This is a genomic window from Flavobacterium sp. (assembly GCF_043779715.1).
Lineage (GTDB): Bacteria > Bacteroidota > Bacteroidia > Flavobacteriales > Flavobacteriaceae > Flavobacterium.
In genome coordinates, this window is the sequence record NZ_JAYWDT010000136.1 from 1 (window position 1) to 7,632 (window position 7,632).

Consider the following 7,632-nt stretch of genomic DNA (forward strand, 5'->3'; position numbering starts at 1 on the left):
GAAGAGTAATCCTAAAACTACCGCTGGAATAAAAGCAACTAATAATTTAAAATAGAAATCTAAAGTTTGAAAAAACCTTTTGAAATATAAAACCACCACCGAAAGTATCGCCCCTAATTGAATAACAATGGTAAAAAGTTTGGTAAAATCTTCGTGAGCAATTCCAAAAAAAGAGCTTGCTATAATCATGTGTCCAGTCGAGGAAACAGGCAAAAATTCGGTAATTCCTTCTATAATAGCAAGAATAATGGCTTGTATGTAATTCATTTTTTAGATTTTTAGATTTTTAGATTTTCCGAATTCTTAGTTTGAGTTAAATGTATTTCAATCTAACGACCTAAGAAGTGTAAACAATCTAATTATCTTTTTTCGGATTCTTTAAAATAGAATAAATCGTAATCCCAAAACCAATTAAAACCATAGTTGGTGCTAATCGTATTCTTCTAAAACTAAAAATTTCTGTATTAAAAACTGCTGGATTATCGCTTCCGCCACCAGACATAAGTATAAACCCGACTGCAATAACTGCAATTCCGATTAATAAAATTTTATAGTTTACTTTTTCAAAAAGAAATCCTTGTTCTTTGTTTTCCATGTTTTTTATTTTCTAACGATTAACCAAATCAACTTTTAATATAAATCGTCAGTTCTTAAATTCAAAAATCGTTGTGTTGCAAAATAAGTGCTTAACCAAGTAATTAAAATACCAGTACCAAAAACACCTAACAATATAGCAGTAATTGTCAATTTATCATTAAAAATCCCAAGATTAGGAAAATTAGAATCGATATAAAACAATACACCAAGTAAAGCTAGAATAGCGATTCCCGCACCAATCATTCCTAGTTTTACACCACGCCAAATAAAAGGTTGTCTGATAAATGATTTTGTTGCGCCTACCATTTGCATGGTTTTTATGATAAATCGGTTAGAATGTATCGACAAACGCATCGAACTATTTATAAGTAAAACTGCAATCACACAAAAAAGTCCGCTGATGATAAGAATCCACAAACTTACTTTTTTTACATTGTCGTTTACCATATTTACCAATTGCTTGTCGTAAACAATATCCGAAATCAAAGTGTTCTCACGCAATTTACTTTCAATTTTCGCAATACTATCTGCCACCACATAATTTGCTCTTAGGTGAATATCGAAAGAATTTTGTAAAGGATTCATGCCTAAAAATTCTAGAAAATTTTCTCCAATAATATCAGTATGTTGTTTAGCAGCAATATCTTTCGACACATAAGTAAATGTTTTTGCGTACTTCGAAGCTTTGAGTTCGTTTTTAAAGTTGGTCAAAGTCGTGTCTTTCGCCTCATCTTTAAAATAAACAGACATGGCAATCCCTTCTCTGAAATCATCAGACAATTTTTTAGAATTTATAATAAAAAACCCCAAAATCCCCAGTAAAAACAATACAAGGAAAACACTTAACACTACCGAAAAATAAGAAGTGATTAATCTACGTTTTTGAAAATTATCGAAAGAAGAACTCATACTAAATAAAATTATTGGGTAAAAATAATAAAGAATTTCTTTATTTAAAGTTATTAACGTTCAAACTTTCCATTTTCTTATAATAAATGTAAATTTGTCGCAATAAAATATTTTCTTGAAGCGAATGACTTGAGCATTTTTGCCAATCATATTCCTGCTGTTTGTTCCAATCTTTTGTTTTTTTAAAGAAAAAAATAAAAGGATTTCCACTTCCATCAGGGCTAAAAAGCAAATCATTTTTGTGTCAGAATTTTACAAAACCTCTGAGCCTTAGCATCTCAGAATCTCAGAACCTTTTTAGAAAATGAAATACAATCCAAACGAAATCGATGCCAAATGGCAAAAACACTGGGCAGACAACCAAACATTTGCAGCAAGCAACACGTCAGACAAACCCAAATATTATGTTTTAGATATGTTTCCTTATCCGTCAGGAGCAGGATTGCACGTTGGGCACCCACTAGGATATATCGCATCGGATATTGTAGCAAGATTCAAACGCCACAAAGGATTCAATGTTTTGCATCCACAAGGATATGATTCTTTCGGTCTTCCGGCTGAGCAATATGCTATTCAAACAGGACAGCATCCAGACAAAACTACCAAAGAAAACATTGCCCGCTACCGTGAGCAACTAGACAAAATAGGATTTTCATTCGATTGGAGTCGTGAAGTCCGCACCTCAAATGCCGATTATTACAAACACACCCAATGGATTTTTATCCAATTATTCAATTCCTGGTACAATAAATCGACCGACAAAGCCGAAGATATTTCAACTTTGATAGCTATTTTTGAGATGGCCGGAAATGCAACAGTTCATGCAGTTTGCGACGATAATGTCGAAATATTTTTCCCGTCAGATTGGAGATTTTACTCGGAAGAAAAAAAGCAAGAAATACTATTGCAATACCGATTAACTTATTTGGCTGAAACGGAAGTCAACTGGTGTCCAGGATTAGGAACCGTTTTAGCAAACGACGAAATCGTAAATGGCGTTTCCGAACGTGGTGGACATACTGTTATTCGCAAAGAAATGACCCAATGGAGCATGCGTATTTCTGCTTATGCAGAGCGTTTGCTACAAGGACTAAACGATATCGATTGGAGCGAAAGCATCAAAGAATCACAACGGAACTGGATAGGAAAATCAGTAGGAGCGATGGTATCTTTTAAAGTCAAAAGTCAACCCGAGCTTGAAAAGCGAACTGGCGAAGCAAAGTCAAAAGTAGAAAGTGCTGAAGATCTTTCAGACTTTAGACCTTCGACTTTAGACTATATTGAAGTATTTACAACGCGTCCCGATACTATTTTTGGAGTAACGTTTATGACATTGGCACCAGAACACGAATTGGTGTCAAAAATCACAACTCCAGAACAAAAAGAAGCTATTGAAACTTATATCGAAAAAACGGCAAAACGTTCCGAAAGAGAGCGTATGGCCGATGTAAAAACTATTTCGGGTGTTTTCACCGGAGCTTATGCCGAACATCCGTTTACAAAAGAACTTATTCCTGTTTGGATAGGCGATTATGTACTCGCAGGTTACGGAACAGGTGCTGTAATGGCGGTTCCTTGTGGAGACGAAAGAGATTACGCTTTTGCAAAACATTTTAATTTACCAATGAAGAATATCTTCGAAAATGTAGATATTGCTATCGAAGCGTATGGCTCGAAAGACAATGTAATTATTGCCAATTCCGATTTCTTAAATGGATTAAATTACAAAGAAGCAACCAAAAAAGTAATTACTGAATTAGAAAAAATACATCATGGAAAAGGAAAAACGAATTACCGTTTGCGTGATGCAGTTTTCTCTCGTCAGCGTTATTGGGGAGAACCATTTCCGGTTTATTATGTGAATGGTTTACCACAAATGATTGATGCCAAACATTTACCAATTGCTTTACCAGAAGTAGAAAAATATCTTCCTACTGAAGACGGGCAACCACCATTAGGAAATTCTATTAAATGGGCTTGGAATACTATAACAAATGAAGTCGATTTTAATGAAAATATTGACAACGTTACAATTCACCCATTAGAACTAAACACAATGCCAGGTTGGGCTGGTTCTTCTTGGTATTGGATGCGTTATATGGATGCACACAACGAAAACGAATTTGCATCGGCGGAAGCACTTAAATATTGGGAAAGCGTAGATTTGTACATTGGCGGAAGCGAACACGCTACAGGACATTTGCTATATTCTCGTTTTTGGAACAAATTCTTAAAAGACAGAGGTTATGCACCCACCGAAGAACCATTCAAAAAATTGATTAATCAAGGAATGATTTTGGGAAATAGTGCGGTAGTTTATAAATTAAATTTTGATATAACTTTTACAGGGATAAATGATTTGAGTAAGGATGAATTTTCTTTAATTCAAAATGAAATTGAAAAACTTATTAAAGAAAAAAGAAATATATTTATTTCAGCAGATTTATTTTCTGAAGAGAAAGAAATAAGAAATAAGAAAATCAATAATAATGTAAGCTTAAGTTCTCCTAAATTTATGCTTCAAAAATTTCTAAATGATAAATTTAATTTAAACATCCCATTTGAGAATTTTTTTATTGATGTTTTAAGTTTTAATGAATTGAGAATTCCAATTGATTATTTAATTGGAACAACGAATGAAATTGACTTGTCAAAATTAGAAAGATTTCACAAAGATTTTCTTTTTGCTGATTATATTGATGTAAATGGATTTACTATGAGTCAACATTTAGGAGATCAAAAATTCATTTCAGATCGAGAAGTAGAAAAAATGTCAAAATCTAAATATAATGTAGTAACGCCAGATGATATTTGCGAAGAATACGGAGCAGATACGTTGCGATTGTACGAAATGTTTCTTGGACCACTAGAACAATCAAAACCTTGGAATACTGCAGGAATTACAGGTGTTTTCGGATTCCTAAAAAAACTATGGCGTTTGTATTTTGATGATAATGGATTAATTGTAACTAACAACGAACCATCGAAAGACAGTTTGAAATCGTTACACAAAACCATCAAAAAAGTCACAGAAGATATCGAGAATTTTTCTTTCAATACTTCGGTTTCGCAGTTTATGATTTGTGTAAACGAATTAGGAACACAAAACTGTCACGAAAGAGCTATTCTAGAACCTTTGGCTATTATACTTTCGCCTTATGCACCACATATTGCGGAAGAATTATGGAATCAGTTAGGAAATTCAGAATCTATTGCAACAGTAGCTTTCCCTATTTGCGACGAAAAATATTTGGTAGAAAGTGACAAAGAATATCCAGTTTCTTTTAACGGAAAAATGAAGTTTACTATCAATTTGCCTCTGGATTTAACACCAGCACAAATCGAAGAAATTATCATGAAAGACGAAAGAACCATCAAACAATTGGACGGAAACACACCTAAAAAAGTGATTATTGTTCCTGGGAAAGTGATAAACTTGGTCGGATAAATAAAAATTTCCGTCAAAATGACATTCAAAAAAATTGGCTCATAATTTGATATTAATTATGTAATTTTATAATTCAATTTTAAAAAAAACAAAAACATGTATAGTTTATCTTCAATGATTTTAATGGGTGTAATCATGCTCGCGAGTTGGCTGGTAAGTTCACGACTAAAAAGCAAGTTCGAATACTATTCTAAATTGCAATTGCAAAACGGAATGTCAGGACAAGAAATTGCCGAAAAAATGCTCGCAGATAATGGGATTCGTGATGTAAAAGTGATTTCTACACCAGGACAACTAACGGATCATTACAACCCAACGGACAAAACCGTAAACCTAAGTGAAGCGGTTTATAACCAACGAAATGCAGCAGCAGCAGCGGTTGCATCTCACGAATGTGGCCACGCCGTTCAACATGCGGTGGGTTACGAATGGCTAACGATGAGGTCAAAATTAGTTCCCGTGGTAAATATTGCATCGACTTACATGCAATGGATATTACTTGCAGGAATACTTATGGTTAGAACTTTTCCATCATTATTATTAATAGGGATCGTGATTTTTGCTGCAACAACCATATTTTCGATTGTTACCTTACCAGTAGAATATGATGCGAGTAATCGTGCGTTGGCTTGGTTAAAAAATAAAAACATGCTTAACCCTGCAGAATATGCTGGAGCAGAAGATTCGCTAAAATGGGCTGCAAGAACTTATGTAGTTGCTGCTTTAGGATCTATTGCAACATTGTTGTACTACATTTCTATTTATATGAATAGAAGATAAGTTTTTAAAGAATTTAACTGAATCCGTTTCGAAAGAAGCGGATTTTTTTATTTTCTATAATGACATTTTAATCTTTAAAAATACTGAAATATTTATGGACAATATTGTCATTCTGAGGGACGAAGAATCTCATTAGATACTATACTTTATTAGATTCTTCGTTCCTCAGAATGACAAAATTTAAGCAATTTTTTAGATATCAACAATGTCATAAAATAAAAACCCAAATTCTATTAATAGAATTTGGGTTTTTTATATAAATCAATAGATTTTGAAATAATCTATAATTCGAATGCTTTCTTAGGATTGTTATCTAAAAGCAATTCTAATGGGTTTTCTAAAGCTTCTTTTACAGCAACTAAGAAACCAACTGACTCACGACCATCAATGATTCGGTGATCATAAGAAAGTGCTACGTACATCATTGGGTGAATTTCCACTTGACCATTTACAGCAATTGGACGTTCGATAATGTTATGCATTCCTAAAATTCCAGATTGCGGCGGATTGATAATTGGTGTAGATAACATACTTCCGAAAACACCACCATTGGTAATAGTAAATGTTCCACCAGTCATGTCATCAACAGTAATTTGTCCGTCACGAGCACGAATAGCCAAACGTTTTATTTCAGCTTCAACACCTCTAAAAGTCAATAATTCTGCATTTCTAACAACAGGAACCATCAAACCTTTTGGTCCAGAAACTGCAATCGAAATGTCAGCAAAATCATAAGCCACTTTATAATCTCCGTCCATCATCGAATTGACATCTGGAAAAAGTTGTAAAGCACGAGTTACCGCTTTTGTAAAGAAAGACATGTAGCCCAAACCAACACCATTGTGTTTTGCTTTGAACGCGTCTTTGTATTCGTTACGAATATTATTTATTGGTGTCATGTTTACTTCGTTGAACGTAGTTAACATAGCAGTTTCGTTTTTAGCAGCTACTAATCTTTCGGCAACTTTACGACGCAACATAGATAATTTTGTACGTTCTGAACCACGAGAACCACCAGTTGGCGTTCCCATAGAAGGTACTGCGTTTGCAGCATCTTCGGTAGTAATTCTTCCAGCTTTTCCTGTTCCAACAACATCAGATGGTTGTATATTTTTTTCGTCTAATATTTTTCTAGCCGCTGGCGAAGGTGTTTGTGCAGCATAAGTTTTCTCAGCTACTGGAGCCACTTTTGGAGCTTCTACTTTTACTTCCGCTTTTGGAGCTTCGGCAACTGGTTTTGCATCAGCAACTGGCGCAGATCCAGATGGTTTTACACCGTCAGTATCAATATGACAAACTACAGCACCAACCGCAACTGCATCACCTTCTTCAGCTTTTAGCGTAATAATTCCGCTAGCTTCTGCAGGTAATTCTAGTGTTGCTTTGTCCGAATCAACTTCGGCAATAGCTTGGTCTTTTTCTACATAATCGCCATCTTTTACTAACCAAGTTGCGATTTCAACTTCTTTGATTGATTCCCCTGGTGATGGGACTTTCATTTCTAAAATCATTGTATATTTATTTTAAATGATGAATTTTTATATTTTAAATGTATTTTATTTTCTAGCCCTGATGGAAGTGGAAATCCTTTTCTTTTTTTCTTTAAAAAAGAAAAGATTGCAACGTACAGCAGGTTCTTGGCTCCTAAAACTATTGAAACAAATCTTTGTCAAAAACCATTCTAATTGCATCAGCGTGACGGCGTTTTGCTCTTGTATAACTTCCTGCCGCTGGTGCTGCGTATGCTTTTAGCGATGCCAATCTCCATTTTATGAAATCGAAATTCATTAACATAAAACTATAAGCTCCCATGTTTTTAGGCTCTTCTTGTGCCCAAACATAATCATCTGCGTTTGGATAACTTGCTACAATTGCTTTTAATTGCTCGATTGGTAATG

Annotated in this window: 7 protein-coding genes; 2 read left to right on the plus strand and 5 right to left on the minus strand. The window is 34.3% G+C overall.

The window, feature by feature from the left end:
* The 3 genes from ACH2BG_RS06840 to ACH2BG_RS06850 form a co-directional block, all read right to left on the minus strand.
* Positions 1-267: undecaprenyl-diphosphate phosphatase (locus tag ACH2BG_RS06840; RefSeq protein WP_395046964.1), on the minus strand; the 267-nt coding region annotated here is incomplete at its 3' end.
* Positions 268-355: 88 nt separating this feature from the next.
* Entirely contained in the window at positions 356-595 is a 240-nt protein-coding gene (locus tag ACH2BG_RS06845) for a DUF3098 domain-containing protein (RefSeq protein WP_395046965.1), read from the minus strand.
* A gap of 35 nt (positions 596-630) precedes the next feature.
* Positions 631-1,506, minus strand: a complete 876-nt coding sequence (locus ACH2BG_RS06850; protein ID WP_395046966.1) for a cell division protein FtsX — start codon at positions 1,504-1,506, stop codon at positions 631-633.
* 304 nt (positions 1,507-1,810) lie between these two features.
* Between ACH2BG_RS06850 and ACH2BG_RS06855 the strand changes: the two genes are divergently transcribed.
* On the plus strand, positions 1,811-4,954 hold the full coding sequence (locus ACH2BG_RS06855; RefSeq protein ID WP_395046967.1) for a class I tRNA ligase family protein: 3,144 nt from the start codon (positions 1,811-1,813) through the stop codon (positions 4,952-4,954).
* A gap of 96 nt (positions 4,955-5,050) precedes the next feature.
* Positions 5,051-5,734: a zinc metallopeptidase gene (locus ACH2BG_RS06860; protein ID WP_395046968.1), complete on the plus strand. Its 684-nt coding sequence runs from the start codon at positions 5,051-5,053 to the stop codon at positions 5,732-5,734.
* Positions 5,735-6,015: 281 nt separating this feature from the next.
* Here ACH2BG_RS06860 and odhB read toward each other — a convergent pair whose 3' ends face one another.
* Positions 6,016-7,245: a 2-oxoglutarate dehydrogenase complex dihydrolipoyllysine-residue succinyltransferase gene (odhB, locus tag ACH2BG_RS06865; RefSeq protein WP_395046969.1), complete on the minus strand. Its 1,230-nt coding sequence runs from the start codon at positions 7,243-7,245 to the stop codon at positions 6,016-6,018.
* Positions 7,246-7,384: 139 nt separating this feature from the next.
* A partial coding sequence (locus tag ACH2BG_RS06870) for a hypothetical protein (RefSeq protein WP_395046970.1) occupies positions 7,385-7,632 on the minus strand: 248 nt, incomplete at its 5' end.